The organism is Bradyrhizobium sp. MI1.10 (assembly GCF_055811035.1).
Genome location: NZ_JBVVPN010000007.1, coordinates 161,425 through 178,391 on the forward strand (window position 1 = coordinate 161,425; position 16,967 = coordinate 178,391).

Here is a 16,967-nt window from a genome sequence, read left to right on the forward strand (position 1 = left end):
GGTCAACGTGCGTGGGGAGCGAAAGCCTTGGAGACGCAGCATCGGGCACCATTTGGGCGGCGGCATAACGTCGGCGCTGATCTTGGCTGGTCATTTCATTGGTTGCTTGTGGCTGTGCTTCTCCTGCCAACTGCGGCATGTACGATTGGGCCGAATTTTACAACACCTGTCGCTCCGCTTGCCGAAAAGTTTCGCGGCGCAGACAATCGCTCGGTTAAATCCGGCCCCCTTGAGTACGTACACTGGTGGACGGGCTTTCATGACCCCACCCTCAACAAGCTGATCCAGATTGCGTATGGCCAAAACCTGACGCTGGAGAGCGCAGGGACTCGGGTGCTGCAGGCACGTGCGGCGCTGGGAATAGCTATCGGCATAACTTATCCGCAGGTGCAGCAAGGCGTGGGCTCGGTCATCTACAATCGAACCAGCGCGGCGACGCCGCTGGCCGGTCCGAATGCGACGCCTGCATATTTCTGGACCGATGCTCTTGCTGCGCAGGCAGCTTGGGAGCTGGACTTCTGGGGCAAGTTTCGCCGCGGTGTTGAATCCGCCGATGGCGTGTACCTGGCGTCGATCGCGACTTATGACGGCGTTCTGGTGTCGCTTCTCGCCGATGTTACCGCAACTTATATCGGTATCCGCACAACGGAGCAGTTGATCGGAATTGCACGGGCCAATGTCCGCAGGCAGGAACAGGCGCTTAGCATCGCAAAGGCAAAGTTCACGGGCGGCGGGACTTCAGAGCTTGACGTCTTCCAGGCGACAAACGTCCTCGAGCAGACACGTGCGGCAATTCCCCAATTGACGATACAATTGCAGCAGGGGCAAAATGCGCTCTGCGTCCTGCTTGGCGTTCCGCCGCAGTCCCTCGGTATGATGCTTTCACGCTCGGTAGGGCGAATACCATCGCCACCTCGCACAGTCGTTGTTGGAATCCCTGCGGATTTGTTGCGCCGCAGACCGGACGTCCGCGCCGCTGAACTCGCCGCGCTGGCGCAGAGTGCGCAGATTGGAATTGCCACGACGCAGCTCTATCCGGCCATCAGCATCACGGGCACGTTCGGCGGTTCGGCCAGTACTGCCAACGGCCATACCCTTGGCCAAGTCGTCAGTTGGAAGGGCGTGGCGTATGCTGCGGGCCCGTCGTTTCAATGGAATCTGCTGAACTACGGGCAAATCACCAACAACATTCGTTTGCAGGATGCCAAACTTCAGCAGTTGCTGATCGACTATCAGAACGCCGTGTTGAGTGCCCAGCAGGAGGTGGACAACGGTCTTGCGGCATATCTGCAATCACAGAACCAAGCCGCGTATCTGCGTCGCAGCGTTGACGCGGCAAATGGTGCCCTCAGAATCGCGCTTGAGCAATATGAGCAGGGTGCGACGTCATTCACCACAGTACTGACCGCGGAACAGAATCTCTTTCAGGCGCAGAACAGCCTGGCCAGCGCAACGGCCAGCGTTCCGCTCGGCCTCACCGCGGTGTTTCGGGCCCTCGGCGGCGGGTGGCAGATACGGGAAGGCGGCAACTTCGTGAGCCCGGCAACGGTTGACCAGATGCGTGCGCGAACGGACTGGGGCAACTTGCTTCCGCCCGCGAATGCGCCGCAACCGCCGGCGCCGGGCCTGCCAGGTTCTGAGGACATCGGGCCGACAGTCCGGCCTCCGGAGTGGTGATTGTCGCTGGCGAAAGCGTTGCATCTTCGGAGATGCCGATGTCCGCTACTAGCCGATTTTGTTGAATAAGTTTTTTGAGGTGACGAACGAAAATTTTCAGGACGCTGAGGCGCGTCTGGAGTGACGGATATGATGTCGATAAGATTGCCGCTCTGGCTTCGCTTTCTCCTGCTCATCGGCGTCGCTGGCTTTGCGGCGGGCGCAGGTCTCCTTGCCTATCGGTACTACACTCGCCCGGTAACGCTGACCGTGGCGGTGGGCTCGATCGACGGCGAGGCCGCCAAGGCAATGTCCGCGATGGCAAGCGAGTTCGTTTCAACGAACGCGCCGGTCCGGCTCAAGGTCGTCGACAGCGGCACCGCGCTTGAGGCCGCTGCCGCTTTCTCCGCGGGTAAGGTAGATCTCGCTGTGGTTCGCGGCGATGTCGGCGACTTGTCCCAGGCGCAAGCCGTCGTCGTCGTCAGCCACATGGTCGTACTGATCATCGCGCCGCCGGGATCGTCCATCGATAGCATTGCCAGCTTGAAGGGACGCACGGTCGGTGTGGTCGGCGGAGCAGCGAACGCCAAGATTGTCGATGTGTTGACCAAGGAATATGATCTTGCGAGCGCAAAAGTTGTATTCAAGAACGTTGCTTTGACGGATGTCCGGCAAGCCATTCAGTCAAAACAGGTCAGTGCCCTGCTTGTCGCCATCCCGCTCGCCGAAAAATACCTCTCGCTCGTTCGCGGATTTTTTCAACTCGACCATAAAAAGGTCCCGATACTGATCGCAATCGAGTCCGCGGGGGCAATTGCAGAGAATGAACGCGCCTTTGAAAGCTTCGACGTCCCAAAGGGCACGCTGCGGGGATCGCCGCCGGTCCCGGATGATGACCTGACAACCCTGAGGACCTCGCTGTACCTGGTTGCGCAAAAGAAGCTCGGCACTGATCTTATAACCAGCCTCACGCAGGCGATCATGAGCGCCCGCAGGAATCTTCTGCGCGAGCAGCCGATTTTCGCGCAGATCACGGCGCCCAGCACCGACCAGGATGCCTACCTTCCGCTGCACCCTGGCGCGGCAGCCGTCTACAACAGCACCACGCAGAGCTTCATGGATGAATACGGCAACTGGATCTATTTGACGCCGATGGTACTGGGTGGTGCGATTACCATGCTTGCGGCGGGGTGGAAATTCCTGGGTATCGGCAACCGTGCAACCGAAGGCCCGCTCGACTCTCTCTACGCCCTGGCGCGCCGGATTCGGAAAGTCGATACGGAGGCTGAGCTTTCGGATATCGAAGAAGAAATCGACGGCCTTCTAAAGGCGGAGCGTGCCAAATCCGCTGGTGGAGACGAGCGCGCGGTGGATGATGCCACATTGACCGTGGCAGCGCACCGGCTGGAGAGCTTGATTCACGACCGACGCACATTGATCGCTACGGGACCCGCAGTTGCCTCCGCGGCCAAGGCGACACACCGCTAAGCCGCAACACGCCGCGGCACCGCGATTGCTGGAACCCACAGAATAACCACCCAAGGGGAAAGCCGTCATGAAACATCTGATGATTTCCGTAGTCCGGCCGGTCCGGTCGCCGCGCCGCGGGCGTCCGTTGTTCGGCGCAGGGTGTACTGATGAGGGGCCACGACGCGTCAGGATACCCCGTCAACGATACGCGGCAGAGACCGAGGCTGCGCTCAGGCGAACGAGCTTGAACGGCCTGTCAGGCTCGTCGCTCTGTTGTTAAACTGGACGACCAACAGAGAGACGGCCGCTGCCTCGCGAGACGGGTGAATCATGAATGCAATCGCGTTATCGTGCATCACGTTTGTATGCATCTCAGGCGGCGCTTTGCTCGGTATGTTCCTTCCTGGGCATCACCTGAGCCCTGATGACAAGGATGTGGTCAGGCTGGGCACGGGCCTCATCGGGACGATAGCCGCGCTTGTGCTCGGGCTGCTGATCGGCTCGGCGAAGGGCTCCTACGACACGCAGAGCACTCAAGTCACGCAGATGACGAGTAATGTTGTCGTGCTCGACAATCTCTTGGCGGAGTACGGACCGGAGACGAACGACCTACGCAATCTATTGCGGCGCAGCATCGTTGTATTAGCCGATCGAATGTGGCGCGAGAAAAGTTCCGAGGTTGCCAGGGCGAACCCCTTCGAGGCGAGCGCCGCAAGCGACGCATTCTTTGCGAAGCTTCAGCAGCTTTCGCCGCAGAACGATTCCCAGCGCTCCCTGCAAGCCAGGGCCATACAGATCGCCACCGACATTGCGCAAACCCGCCTGCTGCTGTTCGCACAGACGAACAACTCGATCCCGATGCCGTTCCTGGTGGTGCTGATTTTCTGGCTCACCATCATCTTTGGAAGCTTCGGCCTGTTTGCCAAACCCAGCGGAACCGTTTTCGGCTCGCTGTTCGTTTTTGCACTGTCGGCTGCCGGGGCGATCTACCTGGTCCTGGAGCTGGGTCAGCCATTTGCGGGTTTGATGCAAATTTCCAGCGCGCCGCTGCGCAGCGCCCTCACGCCGACCCGCAGCGAGCCTCTAAATCCCTGCGCCTTGAGGCAACACCAAAGGTCGGCGCCATTACAACGGCCAGCAGTCCACTGAGCGTCGAGCCACGGCAGGTAGTGCTCGAGCGAGCTCTCGCGCACCCTGAACACGTCGGATCGCTGACCTCGCAATACCCTGCGGATGAGGCCCCGGCTATGGCCGGTGAGCCGTACGATCTCCTTTATGGAGATGCCCGTCTCAGCCTGTTTGAGGATTGCCGCGTTGGTGTCTTCTCGCCGAAGATAGCCCTCATATTGAATGCGCTCGGCGGCGGTCAACAAGCTGGGATTTATGGTGGCGGAGCCGACCGCGATGCGGACCTGGCGCATGGATTTGCGAACCGCATCCAGGAAGGCGTGGCTCGCGTTCTCCATGAGGTGCCAACGGTCGGCGACCTGGGTAGCGTGCGGGAGTGCCTTGGCCACAGCAAGGGCATATCCACCGCCGCGGTCGCGCGCGACCACAGCGATTTGTGGCTGCCCCGCGAGCCAGGCCTGCGCAGTGGCTGGCTCTCTGTCGGGTAAGAGAGTGATCGGTCGTCGCCGCTCGAGGTCACAGATGATCGTTCCGTACCGCTGATTGCGCCGCCAGGCCCAATCGTCGATGCCGATAACGCTCGGCACAGCAAAGGGCGGACACCCGCGCTTTCTAACCACCCGAAGCAATGTGTCGTTGCTCACGGGCAGCATAAGTCGACGGGCAAAACTCGCCGCCGGGCGGCCACCCAAGGCAAGGCCAAGGTGATGGACGATCAGATCGAGCCGGGTCGTTCGCCGCGCCCACGGTGCCAGAGCTGCGTCGTCAAAGCGCTCGGTGAAAACACGCCGACCGCACAAAACAGTAACGCAGCGAAAGCGGCGCGCCACGACCACCAGGCGAACCTGCCGCCCCGCCAGCGGCAGATCAGTGAGGCGCCGCTGATATCGGCTATGAATCCTCTCTGAACTGGTCCCGCAACCGGGACAGAGACTCGTCCTGCTCGTGGGATGTACGGTGATCACGGTTGTAGCGCCACTACAAAAGGCGCTTTCCACGTCAAATCCGCGAGGGACCAAGACCGACGGACGTAGGGCTCGCTGCATCATATTGATTCCTTTGTGAAACCAACGCGAGCCGGCGCCTGAACTTCATCAAAAGTGAGTCAGAGCCCTTATTCCATGCCGAAACACACGCGGTATTCGGCGAGCATTCGCCGTCCGCAGCGGAACGGCCTTGCTCCATGCGACTTGATTCTCCCAAGCGCCTCAGCTCGGAGAACGATCATGAAAACAATCCTAGCCATCACCTGCCTGTCCGTACTCGCCTTGGCGTCACCGGCGGAAGCCAAAGGATGCATCAAGGGCGCCATCGTCGGCGGCGTCGCCGGCCATGTAGCGGGCCATGGCAAGCTTGGCGCCGCGGCGGGATGCGTGATCGGACATCACGAAGCCAACAAGCAGAACCCGAACAACTCGAACGCCCAGACTCCCTCGGGGCAGAAGTAGAGCGGGCGCCCGGGCCTCGTCGTGAAGATCAGATCACATTCCGAGAGCCACATCGTCGAGCTCGACGATGGCTCGCGCTGGCGAATATTCCCTGGCGATCTCGATCTGACGCTGAACTGGAAGCCGAGACGGACATCGTCGTCATGCCGGCTGACGACGATTTGAGTTCTTACGTGCTGGTCGGCGGAGATGCAAAGGTCCGCGTGATCGCGGACGGCGAAAGCTGGCCGGTACGTGAGGTCAAGTCGGCGCTGAAGGAAGGATAGGACCGGGCTCCGCCGGTTCGGCGGAACGCGACCCGGAGGGAAATGCAATGAAAGCAACGATGGCGGCTCTTGCCTTGGCACTCGCTGCCTCGACAGTGACGGTATCGGCGCAACCGGTGAGATGGACCAGGTACACCATCTCGCAGACTGGCACCTCTGTAGATTTCCCTGCCTCGATCTTCACGGAAGAAGCCGGCCAACCCGACGGGTACGGGCAGCGATTCCGAACCGCAGACGGCCGCGCCGACCTCACGATCCAGGCTGCTCCCAACCTTGAGAACGATTCACCCGCCGCCTTTCTCGCCAAGAAGCACCCACCTTCCCGCATCCAGTACAAGCGCGTGACGTCGCGCTTCTTCGCGGTTTCCAGCTACAAGGGGGACAAGGTTTTCTACGACCGCTGCAGCTTCTCCGGGCGGCTGGTCCATTGCGTGTTGATCAACTATTCCGCCGAGGAAGAGCATGCCTGGGACGACGTCGTCACCCGCATGAGCCTATCCCTCAGCGGCAAGTAGGTCGTACCGGGTTCCTCCGTAGGCCTCGCGCTCTGAGCGCACTCAGATCGTCCGGGACGTCTTCGAACACGCGGATGAGCTCGGCTCCGGCCGACGGGGATTGGCGAACGGCACAGGCGCGCCGTCGACGATCGCATACCACCGGTGCAGCGGCCTAGCGGTGCGTTGGCTGCCGCCCGACCTTGGGCGGCTCGAGCAGGACTTCCTTCAAACGGTCACCGGTGGCGACGACGACAACGAAATTGAGTTTGCCGTCCTGCTTCATCAGTCCGCCAGCGAGCGCTTTTCCCTCCGCCGCTTTCTCCGCGACCCGCACCGCATCCGACAGCTCCTGCTTGATCCACTTCAGGGCGACGACCTTGGCGAGATCTTCTCGATCGAGATCCTTCAATGATGATGCAATCTCGCGCTGCGACACGCTCCCGGTGCTCGCATCTATCACATTCTCGTAGATATGCTCGTTCTTGACCGTGCGCACGCGGTAGACGGGCGGACCGGATATCTCGAAGTTGACGTCAGCGGTCCTTGAGCCGTCGTGCAAGCGCTCGGCGATCGTCATCGCCTGATCCAGCGGCACGCGGGTGGTATGGAACTGCTCGATCACTCGGCGGATGGCCGCTTCGTCGACATCGTGCTGCGTGGCAGCGCTTTGCTGTGCAGCGTCGGAAGGAGCTTGGGTGATGTCGGCCATCGCTCCCGTCCCGGTCAGGGCGGCGGAGCAAACCATGAGGGCAAGCAACTGCATTTTTGGCATCGGATAGTCCTTTGGTGTTCATTCAAAAATGGCTGGGGGATTAGTTCGGCGACCATGCGGTTCGGCAATGGCGGCGCTCGCGGATCGATGAACCGCAGGCACCAAGGCCGTTAGCGAAAGCAGAATGCGGAGCGTGCCGCCGCTTTACGGGATGGGCGCGATCGAGTTTGCGCTCTCGCACCGCGATGTCGCCTCGACTGGCGGTTTCGCCTGCGTGGTCGCGAACGTCAGGCTCCGATTGCCCCAGGCTTTGCCGAAGGCGCAGATCAGTCGGCTGCGTCGGAGTTTCGTCGCTACTTTCGAGGTGAGCTTCGGGCTGCCCCGCTGGACCGTCGGCGATGTCGTGCTCGGCTGCCCTCACGCGCAGTCCGAACCCGCTGGTATCGATGACGACCGCCTCCGGTGCCTTGGTGTCGGAGCGGATCCGGATCGGCGGCAGCGCAGAACGCGAGTCCGTGAGTGGGCTCGGCGCAGGAGCAGGCAGCGCCCAACCGGCTGCCAAAAGCAGCAAGAGCAGCGCGCCTCCGACCGAGAAAAAATAGCCCCGCAGGGGTAGCTCCGGTTCGACGAGACCGCTCGCACTTCGTGACAGCATGGATTGCCTGCTCATGGCAGCTCGATCCTGGACATGGCACGAGACCTTCTCATTGTCAGATGCCCCAAGGTCGCGGATGCCGGCGCGCGAGCTGGGCATCGAGATAACCGCGCTCGTCGATCCATTCGACCGGGCAATAGGCCGTGGCTTTTGGATCGATCGCGTGCCCGTCGCGCTTGAGGGCGGTGCGCGTGCCCGTGAGGCCGGTCCACACCGGATGGCCAGTGGCCGGATCCAGGTGCATGACGTCGAAGACTTCGATCACGCCGAGCATGTCAGAATTTCCGCCAGGATTGTCGTGGGGTGCAACAGAGCGCCGTCGAAGGCATCCGGAGCCCGGCCGGCTCGCCACATCGCAGGGGCGCGGGCTCCCGGTCGGCAAGCTGGTGAAGCCAGGCGAGTGCCGCGATGGTCACCGTCAGCAGCAGGCTCATGCCCACGAGCGACAAGGCGACCATGAAATTGAGAGATGCGAGTGCGATTCCGGGCCAGGGATTTTCCCTTGCGAGCGTCAACAGCAGGCTTGACATCGTTCCACCATTAAATAAACTATACCGTATATTTCGCATACAGCATGGGTCGCGAAAGTGTCAAGTGCAGAGACTCACAAGCGCGTGTTCGCGCTGCTCGGCCGCGGGGCTTCGGGTCCTGCGATGCGCGGTCGAATGAATCAACCGGTGAAAGGGATCGGATATGTTTAGGAAGCGAGCAGCGCTCGTCGGTGTGACGTTAGTTTCAGTAGCCAGCGCGGCGTTCGCGCAGGAGGGCCGGGGCACGGCCGAGCAGAGGGCCGCCTGCGCGCCTGACGCGTTTCGCCTGTGCATCGGCTACATTCCCGACCCCACCGGTGTGGAAGCCTGTCTCCGGCAAAGAAGGTCCGACCTGAGCGATGCTTGCGGGGCCGTCTTCGACCAGGCAGCCGCCGCTGCAGCCTCGATCAGAACGATGGAAGCGCGTCGGCATCGCGGCGCAAAAGATGAGGAGTGATCGCATGAACACGATCTATTTCCCCGCTTTCGCCGCGTTCGGAGGCTCGGCCTTCGGAGCGATTTCCACGATCGTCACGGGGTGGGCGACCCGCCGTCGGAGGGTCCGCGAACGCCATCATGCTCACGCGTTCGTCAAACGTGAAAAGCTGTATCGATGCTTCATCGAGGAGGCGTCCCGGCTGTATGCGGACGCGCTTACCAGCGACAAATCCGAGATTCCGGCGCTGGTGAATCTCTATGCGCTGATCGGGCGCATGCGGATACTATCCGACGACGAGGTGGTCCATGCCGCAGAGCGGGCGGGACGGCTGATCATCGAGACCTACCTGGCACCGAACACCTCGTTCGTCGACCTGCCGGGCTTCCTCGAAGAGATGGATCCGCTGCGTGAATTCGGCGAGGCTTGCCGGCGCGAGGTGCAGGCAATTCCGCCGCATTGAGCCCGAAGATGAACAAGACCCAGGCATCCCCGGGCGGATCGCCGTGCCCTCGCGAAAGAATCGTGCAGGCCGCCATTCGACTGTACCGGGCCATCGGCTATCGGAAGACGACCGTTGCGGACATCGCCCGCAGCGCCTCCATGTCCCCGGCAAATATCTATCGGTTCTTTCCTTCCCGCCAGGCGGTAGAGGAGGCCGTGGTGGCAGGACTCCTCGGCGAGATGTGCGCCGATGCGGGAATCGAGGCCCGCAGTAATGTCTCGGGCGAAGAGCGCCTGGAGGCCGCTTTTTGGGCGATCTGCCAGCGGCATGAACATAGGCTGGCGCACGATGCGAGGCTGCACGAGCTGGTGATTGCAGCAGAACAAGCGGATTGGCCGGTCGTGTTGTCCCATGCCGACACGGTCCGCGGCCTGGTCCGGTCGATCATCGCGGCCGGGCAGGCGAGTGGCGAGTTTCGGGCAGGGAGCCCGACGGCGCTGGCCCGCTGCACGTGTGAGGCAATGGGTGCGTACCTCTATCCGTCGCGCATGAGAACGATGGCTGGTAGGGCGGCCTTCGACGAGATGATGAGCTTTTGCTCGGGCGCGCTCCGCAGCGCCGCGCCGGCGCAGGTCGCCGGCCAGCCGCTGCACTACCGCGCGACGTGCCGGGCCTAGCGTCCGGTGCGGTTCAAGGCGTCCAATCCGCCTCGCACGCCGAGAGGAAAAACCGGACGCGTTCCCGCACGAAAGACGGCAACTCCCGTCGCAAGTCCTTCGGCGTTTCTCCCACCAGTGAGCGGAAAAGCATCGGGAGCAGGATCAGATCCAGGAAGATCTGAGCGGTGGCGATGCTGCGCTTGCCCGTGAAGGGACCTTTCGGTGCGCGCGCGACCTTCTGGGTCGTCTCGTTCAGTAGCTGAGAAATGGCGCCGACGGAACGATCCCGCGCGGCGTCGTGGACGTTGCGGCTCAACTCCGGGAAACGCTGCGCTTCCGCGATGGTGGCGCGAACCATCCCCAGAGATTCTTCGATTACCTTCTCCACGATCGCGGTGCCCAGGCTCATGAGCTTGTCCTGCAGGGTGCGGCCCTCCGGCTCGAAGCCTTCGAAATCCGACAGGCCGCTGATGGTCCGCGCCACCACGGCCGCGAACAGCGCCTCCTTGCCCTGGAAATGCGCATAGATCGTCGGCTTGCTCGCAGGGGCCAGCTCGGAGATGTCGTCGATGCTGGCGCTGCGGTAGCCCTTTTCGAGAAAAAGCTGCTGGGCCGCATCGAGGATCCGGGCCTGGACGTCGCCGGCGAATTCCTTCGCCGGCCGGCCCCGTTTCGGGGTGGTCTTCTTCGTCATCGACGGTCTCCCAATCACGAGTCTGTGCGTACGCAGAAGCCACTTGACATAGGCGGTCCGGAAAGGCAAGAAAAAGAAAATATACGGTATAGTTTGATTTACGCTTGCAGCGCCTTCGGGTGATCGGGGCCGCAAGAGCCTACGCGCCGAGGCCGATCATCCGATCCCACTTCAGGAGAACGCAGTGCCGGTTTTGAGCCAAGATTCGCATCGTCTGCCGGAAGGCGTCCTGTTGCGGGAGTCGCATCACAGGGTCGCGGACGGCGTCGCCTCGGCGCTCGATCTGGTCTCGGCTGCGATCGTCCGGGCCGAAGGGGCCGAAGCGAAGGCCGCCTTGAACGATGTGGCCTCCCTGCTGCACGGACATGCCGAAGTGCATCTGATGCTCGCGCGGCCTCAGGGCGAAGCCCTCGTCGATGCCGCAGCGCACGTCCATAAGTTGGGCTGCGCAATGCGCCGGTCCCGACTGGACGGCATGAACATCCAGCTGATCTTCGACACCGAATGCGTCCCCCTTCAGTCGGAGCGGTGCTGGCGGCTTGGTCTGATCGTCCATGACCTGATCGCGACGGCCGCCAAACACGCCTGTTTCGATGCGCGTGCCGGTGAGATCAAGGTCAAGCTGACCCGCCGCGGCGCACTGGTGAACTGCATCGTTCTCGACAACGGCTCGCGTTCGGCGCGGTCGGATTCCGGACGGCGGGTTCGGACCGACAACGACCTCGCGAGGAGCCTGGGCGGTCGGATCGAGCAGGGTTTCGGCAGCGAGTTCACGTCGGTCGTCCTCTCGTTTCCGCTGACCGAGCGCGAGCGGCAGACGAATTGGGGGATGGCGACGCGGCGCATGAGGTTGACTCGGCCCGTCAAGGCCAAGGCGGCCGACACCGCGCCTGTTCGTCCGCCTGCCCCCGTCCCGCACCAAGCCAATCATCCCGTTGCAGCCAAGCCGGATCCGAAACCGTCCGATGCCTTGGGTCAGCTGTTCTCATCCCCCAACCGCATGGTCGCGCTATGAAACCTCCCTGTCCGAAATTCGTCCGTGAGATGCGCTTGGTGAAGCCCATCGGCGGACTGACCCTCGCGCTCGTCGCCGCCGCGCTCGCAGGCTGCGACGATCACGCGGCCGCTCCCGCTGCTCGCGCAGCCTTCGTGCGCACGGAAATCGTGCAGCCGAAGGATCGGCAAGCCTCCCTCACCTTGACCGGGGAGGTCCAGCCTCGCTTCCGCGCCGATCTGTCGTTCCGTGTCAGCGGACGTGTGATCGCGCGCTTCGTCGAAGTCGGGACCCACGTCGAGGCGGGCGAGGTGCTGGCACTGCTCGACCCGGCCGAGCAGGAGGCCGATGTCGATGCCGCGACGGCCGCAGTGCTGGCGGCCGAAGCCCAGCTGCGCGTGGCGAAGACGACTTTCGAGCGCCAGAAGTCGCTGATCGCAAGCGGCTTCACCACGCGCACGGCCTACGACCAGGCGCAGGAAGGATTGCGAACCGCTGAAGGTGCGCTTGAATCGGCGCGAGCGTTGCTGGGGACGTCGAAAGACGCCCTCGGCTACACCGCGCTGCGGGCCGAGGCAGACGGCGTCGTCACCGCCCGCAACCTCGAAACCGGTCAAGTCGTACAGGCGGCGCAGCCGGTCTTTTCGCTGGCGCAAGACGGCGAACGGGACGCGGTCTTCGATGTGTACGAGTCGATGTTTCTTGGAAATTCCGACGGTGGCGACGTTTCGTTGAGGCTGGTGGCCGACTCGGCCGTGACCGCGAACGGCGAGGTTCGAGAGATCTCTCCGGCCGTCGATCCTAGGAGTTCGACCATTCGGGTGAAGGTGGCGATCAAGGCTCCGCCCCCCACGATGACGCTTGGAAGCGCCGTCGCGGGAACGGTGAAAGTGAAGGCCGAGCGGCAGGTCGCCCTGCCATGGAGCGCCTTGATGGCGGCGGGCAACAGACCCGCGGTCTGGACCGTCGATCCGGCGACGCGGATCGCCTCCCTGAAGCCGGTGATCGTCGGTGGGTACGAGGCCGGCGAAGTGTTGATCAAGGCGGGTCTCGAGCCGGGCGAGCGAGTGGTGGTGGACGGTGGCAAGCTCCTGAGCGTGGGCCAGCCCGTGACTTACGAAGGAGATCACTCATGACGAGGCCCGTGACTATGGCGGGCGCGCTGGCATGCGCGCTTGCGCTTGCCGGATGTCAGCAGGAAGCGAAGGCGCCTGAGCCCACGCGTCCCGTTCAATCGATGCTTCTCGAAGCCGATCATTCCGCCGATACCGTCGCAGTGGGCGTCATCGAGCCGCGCTACAAGACCAATCTCGGGTTCCGCGTGCTGGGACGCCTGACGAGCCGTCCCGTCTACGTCGGTGATCTCGTCAATGAGGGACAGACGATCGGCACCATCGACGCGACGGCCCTCGAGCTCGCCGTTCGCGCCGCCAAAGGGCAGCTTGCCAAGGCCGAGGCGCAGTTCGCGACCCTTCGAGCGACGGAGGAACGGCAGCGGACGCTCATCACCACCGACGCCACCACCAAGCAGACCCTGGACAATGCCGAGCAGGCGCGCGCCGGCGGCGAAGCGACGGTAGCGCGCGAACAGGCAAATCTGACGAAAGCGATGGAGCAGCTCGGCTATTCGCAGATCAAGGCCGACTTCGCCGGCGTGGTCACCGCGATCGGGGCGGAAGTCGGCCAGGTGGTGTCCCCCGGTCAAACCGTGGTGACGATCGCGAGGCCGGACGTTCGCGAAGCGGTCGTCGATATCGGCGAGGACTTTCCGCTGCCGCTTGAGGTCGGACTGCCATTCACGGTCGCCCTGCAGCTTCTGCCCGCTGTTCAGGTGCGAGGGACCATCCGGGAGATTGCGCCCCAAGCCGATGCGGTCACCCGACTGCGGCGCGTCCGGATTGCCCTCGACAATCCGCCCGACAGCTTTCGGCTTGGCGCGACCGTGACCGCCAAGCTCGACAGGGCTCAATCCCGGGCGCAGCACGTGCCTGCTTCGGCGCTGCTCGCCAAGGAAGGCGCAAATTTCGTCTGGGTCGTCGATCAGACCGCCAACACCGCCTCGCTGCAAAAGGTCGATGTCGTTGCCGATCCCGCCGGTCTCCGCGTCGTCGGCGGTCTTGCCTCCGGCGCCCGCGTCGTCACCGCCGGAATCCACAGCCTCAAGCAAGGACAGCAAGTCCGCATCGAACAGGATCAGAAGCCATGAAGTCGTTCAACCTCTCCGACTGGGCGCTCAGTCATCGTTCGCTCGTCTGGTATTTCATGATCGCCTTCATGGCGGCGGGCCTGTTTGCGTACCTTCAGCTGGGCCGGCAGGAAGACCCCGACTTCACCATCAAAACCATGGTGATCCAGGCGCAGTGGCCGGGCGCCTCTCCCGCGGAGATGACCCGGCAGGTCACCGACAGGATCGAGAAGAAGCTCGAGGAGCTGGAATCGCTCGACTACACCAAGAGCGTCACCGTCGCGGGCCAGACCACCGTCTTCGTCTATCTGCGTGACACCACCAAGGCTGCCGACGTGAAACCGACCTGGATCCGGGTCCGCAACATGATCGCGGACATCAAGGGCGAGTTTCCGCAAGGCGTGATCGGACCGGGCTTCAACGACCGCTTCGGCGACGTGTTCGGCAACATCTACGCGTTCACCAGCGACGGCTTGAGCCAGCGTCAGCTGCGCGATCACGTCGAAGACATCCGCGCCAAGGTGCTGACCGTGCCGGACGTCGGCAAGGTCGACATTCTCGGTGCGCAGAACGAGGTGATCTATCTCGAATTCTCCACCCGGAAGATCGCGGCCCTCGGCCTGGACGTCCACGCGATCATGGCCTCGCTGCAGGGGCAGAATGCGGTCGCGCCCTCCGGTGTGTTCCAGGAAGGGCCGGAGCGGATCAGCGTGCGGGTGAACGGCCAGTTCACCTCGGAGGCAAGCCTGAAGGCGGTCAACCTCCGCATCAACGACCGCTTCTTTCCCTTGACAGACGTCGCAACCATCACGCGCGGCTATGAGGATCCGGCCAAGACCTTGTTCAGGTACAACGGCGAGCCTGCGATCGCGCTGGCCATCGGCATGAAGTCCGGCGCCAACCTGCTTCACTTCGGCGAGGGCTTGAAGGAGGAAATGACCAAGATCATCGCCGACCTGCCGATCGGCGTCGGCGTTCACCAGGTCGCCGATCAGCCCGTCATCGTCGAGCATGCCGTCTCCGGCTTCACGGAAGCGCTGTTCGAGGCCGTGATCATCGTGCTCGGCATCAGCTTTCTCAGTCTGGGCTTGCGCGCAGGCCTGGTGGTCGCCGTCGCGATCCCGCTGGTGCTCGCCATCACCTTCGTCGTGATGGCCTATGCCGGGATCTCGCTTCAGCGAATTTCGCTTGGCGCGCTGATCATCGCTCTGGGCCTGCTGGTGGACGACGCCATGATCGCGGTCGAAATGATGGTGGCGCGGCTAGAGATCGGCGAGCCCCTGGAGAAGGCCGCGACCCACGTCTATACGTCGACCGCGTTTCCGATGCTGACGGGCACGCTGGTCACGGTGGCCGGGTTCATCCCGATCGGGCTCAACAGCAGCAATGCCGGTGAGTTCACCTTCACGCTTTTCGTGGTGATCGCCGTCTCCCTGATCGTGTCCTGGATCGTCGCGGTGCTGTTCACGCCGCTGCTCGGCGTCACGATCCTGCCCGCCAAAATGAAGGGCCATCATGGAGAGAAGGGCCGCGTGGCGCAGGTGTTTGCGCGTCTGCTTCTATTCTGCATGCATCATCGCTGGACGACCATCTCGGTGACGGCCGCAGCCTTCCTCGTCGCCTTGTTCGGTCTTCAATTCGTGCAGCAGCAGTTCTTTCCGTCCTCGGACCGCGCCGAGCTCGTGATCGACTGGAACTTGCCGCAGAACGCCTCCATCGCCGACACCAACGTCCAGATGGCGCGGTTCGAGCGCGAACAGCTTCAGGACAACCATTCGGTCGATCACTGGTCGACCTATGTCGGAACCGGCTCGCCGCGTTTCGTCCTGTCTTTCGACGTGCAGACGGCGAACACCTGGTTCGGCCAGATGGTGGTCGTGACCAAGGGCGGCATCAAGGCGCGCGACCAGGTCAAGGCGCAATTCGAGGCCTACCTGAAGAAGACGTTCCCCGGCACCGACACCTACGTCAAGCTGCTCGAGGTCGGTCCTCCGGTGGGGCGTCCCGTGCAGTACCGGTTGAGCGGTCCTGACATCGGCAAGCTGCGGGATCTTTCGCAGAAGCTTGCCGGGATCGTCCGGAGCAGCCCCGATTTGGGCAACGTCGTGTTCGACTGGATGGAGCCGGCGCGGGTCGTCAAGGTCGACGTTCTCCAGGACAAGGCGCGCCAACTCGGCGTGACCTCCGAGGACATCGCCACCACCCTGAATTCGGTGCTCGAGGGCACGCCGATCACCCAGGTGCGCGACAGCATCTACCTGGTCAATGTCACCGGACGGGCGACCGCGGCGGAACGAGCGTCCATCGACACTCTGCGCGATCTGCAGTTGACGGGCGTCGGTGGTCAGTCCGTGCCCCTCGGGGCCGTGGCCAACCTGCGTTACGAGCTCGAGCAGCCGACGATCTGGCGGCGCGCGCGGATCCCGACCATCACGTTGAAGGCGGGCATCGTCGGCAGCGCGCAGCCCAAGACCGTGGTCGATCAGCTCGCGCCGAAGGTGGCGGAGTTCACGAAGGAGCTGCCGGCGGGGTACTCGGTGAATATCGGCGGCTCGGTGGAGGAGAGCGCCAAGAGCCAGGCGCCGATCGTGGCCATCGTTCCGCTCATGCTGTTCGTCATGGCGACGGTGCTGATGATTCAGCTGCAGAGCTTCCATCGCCTGTTCCTGGTGTTCGCGGTCGCCCCGCTCGCCGTGATCGGCGTCGTCATGGCTCTGTTGCCGAGCGGAGCGCCCCTCGGCTTCGTCGCTATCCTAGGCGTGCTGGCCCTGATCGGCATCCTGGTCCGAAACTCCGTGATCTTGATCGTCCAGATCGAGGACCTCAGGAAGGAGGGACGCCCGGCCTGGAACGCCGTGGTGGAGGCGACCGAGCATCGCATGCGGCCGATTCTGCTGACGGCCGCCGCCGCAAGTCTCGCCCTCATTCCGATCGCGCGCGAGATCTTCTGGGGCCCGATGGCCTACGCGATGATGGGCGGCATCATCGTCGGCACGCTGCTGACGCTGTTGTTCCTGCCGGCGCTGTATGTGGCCTGGTTCCGCATTCAGCCCGATCTCGACCATGAAACATCCGCGGAGGAGCCCGCCGCGCCTGCGCACGACACCCGGCGTCCGGAGGCGCCGACGCCGGCATCCGTTCCCGCGTCCAAGCCGACGCCGGTCCTCGAAACACAGTCCTGAGAGAGAGAAC

The 16,967-nt window shown here is 63.1% G+C and carries 17 protein-coding genes and 1 pseudogene; 12 read left to right on the plus strand and 6 right to left on the minus strand.

The window, feature by feature from the left end:
• The first annotated feature begins 27 nt into the window (after positions 1-27).
• The 3 genes from AC0L3K_RS10155 (at position 28) to AC0L3K_RS10165 (ending at position 4,275) form a co-directional block, all read left to right on the plus strand.
• Positions 28-1,677 (plus strand): efflux transporter outer membrane subunit, encoded by a 1,650-nt coding sequence (locus AC0L3K_RS10155; RefSeq protein ID WP_473365884.1) that lies wholly within the window; start codon positions 28-30, stop codon positions 1,675-1,677.
• A gap of 129 nt (positions 1,678-1,806) precedes the next feature.
• Complete coding sequence (locus AC0L3K_RS10160) at positions 1,807-3,144, plus strand: TAXI family TRAP transporter solute-binding subunit (RefSeq protein ID WP_473365885.1); 1,338 nt, start codon at positions 1,807-1,809, stop codon at positions 3,142-3,144.
• Between the two features lie 312 nt (positions 3,145-3,456).
• Positions 3,457-4,275: a bestrophin-like domain gene (locus AC0L3K_RS10165; RefSeq protein WP_473365886.1), complete on the plus strand. Its 819-nt coding sequence runs from the start codon at positions 3,457-3,459 to the stop codon at positions 4,273-4,275.
• Here AC0L3K_RS10165 and AC0L3K_RS10170 read toward each other — a convergent pair.
• Positions 4,194-5,300 (minus strand): annotated as a pseudogene (locus AC0L3K_RS10170) (ISL3 family transposase); the annotation flags it as partial. The gene AC0L3K_RS10165 and the pseudogene AC0L3K_RS10170 overlap by 82 nt on opposite strands.
• Positions 5,301-5,480: 180 nt before the next feature.
• Here AC0L3K_RS10170 and AC0L3K_RS10175 point away from each other — a divergent pair.
• The 3 genes from AC0L3K_RS10175 (at position 5,481) to AC0L3K_RS10185 (ending at position 6,483) form a co-directional block, all read left to right on the plus strand.
• Positions 5,481-5,702, plus strand: coding sequence for a hypothetical protein (locus tag AC0L3K_RS10175; protein ID WP_473365887.1), 222 nt, complete (start codon positions 5,481-5,483; stop codon positions 5,700-5,702).
• 143 nt (positions 5,703-5,845) lie between these two features.
• Positions 5,846-5,968 (plus strand): hypothetical protein, encoded by a 123-nt coding sequence (locus AC0L3K_RS10180; RefSeq protein WP_473365888.1) that lies wholly within the window; start codon positions 5,846-5,848, stop codon positions 5,966-5,968.
• A 47-nt stretch (positions 5,969-6,015) separates the two neighbouring features.
• The gene (locus AC0L3K_RS10185) at positions 6,016-6,483 is read left to right on the plus strand and encodes a hypothetical protein (protein WP_473365889.1); all 468 of its coding nucleotides are present in this window, start codon (positions 6,016-6,018) and stop codon (positions 6,481-6,483) included.
• Positions 6,484-6,637: 154 nt separating this feature from the next.
• On the opposite strand, the gene AC0L3K_RS10190 is transcribed toward AC0L3K_RS10185, so the two are convergent.
• The 4 genes from AC0L3K_RS10190 to AC0L3K_RS10205 form a co-directional block, all read right to left on the minus strand.
• The gene (locus AC0L3K_RS10190) at positions 6,638-7,174 is read right to left on the minus strand and encodes a PepSY domain-containing protein (RefSeq protein WP_473365890.1); all 537 of its coding nucleotides are present in this window, start codon (positions 7,172-7,174) and stop codon (positions 6,638-6,640) included.
• 103 nt (positions 7,175-7,277) lie between these two features.
• Positions 7,278-7,847, minus strand: coding sequence for a hypothetical protein (locus tag AC0L3K_RS10195; RefSeq protein ID WP_473365891.1), 570 nt, complete (start codon positions 7,845-7,847; stop codon positions 7,278-7,280).
• Positions 7,848-7,887: 40 nt separating this feature from the next.
• Positions 7,888-8,106, minus strand: a complete 219-nt coding sequence (locus tag AC0L3K_RS10200; protein WP_473365892.1) for a hypothetical protein — start codon at positions 8,104-8,106, stop codon at positions 7,888-7,890.
• 1 nt (position 8,107) lies between these two features.
• Positions 8,108-8,362 carry a hypothetical protein gene (locus tag AC0L3K_RS10205; protein ID WP_473365893.1) on the minus strand — a complete coding sequence of 85 codons (255 nt, stop codon included), beginning with the start codon at positions 8,360-8,362 and terminating at the stop codon, positions 8,108-8,110.
• A gap of 461 nt (positions 8,363-8,823) precedes the next feature.
• Here AC0L3K_RS10205 and AC0L3K_RS10210 point away from each other — a divergent pair, with 461 nt between their 5' ends.
• Complete coding sequence (locus AC0L3K_RS10210; protein WP_245289054.1) at positions 8,824-9,261, plus strand: hypothetical protein; 438 nt, start codon at positions 8,824-8,826, stop codon at positions 9,259-9,261.
• An 8-nt stretch (positions 9,262-9,269) separates the two neighbouring features.
• Positions 9,270-9,920, plus strand: a complete 651-nt coding sequence (locus AC0L3K_RS10215; RefSeq protein WP_473365894.1) for a TetR/AcrR family transcriptional regulator — start codon at positions 9,270-9,272, stop codon at positions 9,918-9,920.
• A gap of 13 nt (positions 9,921-9,933) precedes the next feature.
• On the opposite strand, the gene AC0L3K_RS10220 is transcribed toward AC0L3K_RS10215, so the two are convergent.
• On the minus strand, positions 9,934-10,596 hold the full coding sequence (locus AC0L3K_RS10220) for a TetR/AcrR family transcriptional regulator (RefSeq protein WP_473365895.1): 663 nt from the start codon (positions 10,594-10,596) through the stop codon (positions 9,934-9,936).
• A gap of 343 nt (positions 10,597-10,939) precedes the next feature.
• On the opposite strand from AC0L3K_RS10220, the gene AC0L3K_RS10225 reads away from it, so the two are divergent.
• Genes AC0L3K_RS10225 through AC0L3K_RS10240 form a run of 4 tightly spaced genes read left to right on the plus strand, consistent with a single transcriptional unit; the run spans position 10,940 to position 16,957 of the window.
• Entirely contained in the window at positions 10,940-11,611 is a 672-nt protein-coding gene (locus AC0L3K_RS10225) for a sensor histidine kinase (RefSeq protein ID WP_473365920.1), read from the plus strand.
• A 29-nt stretch (positions 11,612-11,640) separates the two neighbouring features.
• Positions 11,641-12,726, plus strand: coding sequence for an efflux RND transporter periplasmic adaptor subunit (locus AC0L3K_RS10230; RefSeq protein WP_473365896.1), 1,086 nt, complete (start codon positions 11,641-11,643; stop codon positions 12,724-12,726).
• Complete coding sequence (locus tag AC0L3K_RS10235; protein WP_473365897.1) at positions 12,723-13,796, plus strand: efflux RND transporter periplasmic adaptor subunit; 1,074 nt, start codon at positions 12,723-12,725, stop codon at positions 13,794-13,796. The genes AC0L3K_RS10230 and AC0L3K_RS10235 overlap by 4 nt, the downstream gene beginning before the upstream one ends.
• Positions 13,793-16,957 carry an efflux RND transporter permease subunit gene (locus AC0L3K_RS10240; protein WP_473365898.1) on the plus strand — a complete coding sequence of 1,055 codons (3,165 nt, stop codon included), beginning with the start codon at positions 13,793-13,795 and terminating at the stop codon, positions 16,955-16,957. Before AC0L3K_RS10235 ends, AC0L3K_RS10240 begins: the two co-directional genes overlap by 4 nt.
• Positions 16,958-16,967 lie beyond the last annotated feature (10 nt).